We start from the raw sequence: 749 nt of genomic DNA, 5'->3' as shown, positions 1-749 counted from the left end.
CCTCACCATTGATACGGAACTCGAAGGAATGCCCCCGCACCGGCGGATCCTCATACCCCAACTCCTCGCCATCGGCGATCCGGAACATCTCGCGGACCAGGTCGAGGCCGGTGACCTCCTCGGTCACCGGGTGCTCCACCTGGAGGCGGGTGTTGACCTCGAGGAAGGAGATCGTGCCGTCCTGACCGACCAGGAACTCACACGTGCCCGCGCCCACGTACCCGGCCTCACGCAAGATCGCCTTCGACGCCCGGTACAACTCCGCGTTCTGCTCCTCGCTCAGGAAGGGTGCGGGGGCTTCCTCGACGAGCTTTTGGTGTCGGCGCTGGAGGGAGCAGTCGCGGGTGGAGACCACGACCACGTTGCCGTGCTGGTCGGCCAGGCACTGGGTCTCCACATGCCGTGGGCGATCCAGGTACCGCTCCACGAAGCACTCACCGCGCCCGAAGGCGGCCACCGCCTCCCGCACGGCCGAGTCGTACAACTCAGCGACCTCGTCCAGGGAGCGGGCGACCTTCAAGCCGCGTCCGCCGCCACCGAAGGCCGCCTTGATCGCGATCGGCAGGCCGTGTTCGCGGGCGAAGGCCACGACCTCCTCCGCGCCGGAGACCGGGTCGGGAGTACCGGCGACCAGGGGCGCGCCGGCGCGTTGGGCGATGTGGCGGGCCGCGACCTTGTCACCCAGGTCCCGGATGGCCTGCGGGGGCGGGCCGATCCACGTCAGTCCCGCGTCCAGCACGGCCTGGGCG

The 749-nt window shown here is 70.0% G+C and carries 1 protein-coding gene; it reads right to left on the bottom strand.

Annotated features, from left to right (window positions below; translation table 11 throughout):
* Positions 1 to 749, bottom strand: a 749-nt coding sequence (locus tag KUM32_RS37200) for an ATP-grasp domain-containing protein (RefSeq protein WP_217146278.1), incomplete at both ends; no start/stop codon positions are given.

Source organism: Streptomyces sp. AC627_RSS907 (assembly GCF_019049165.1).
Note: the sequence above shows the minus strand (reverse complement) of the source record. Positions and strands in the feature narration are given on the sequence as shown.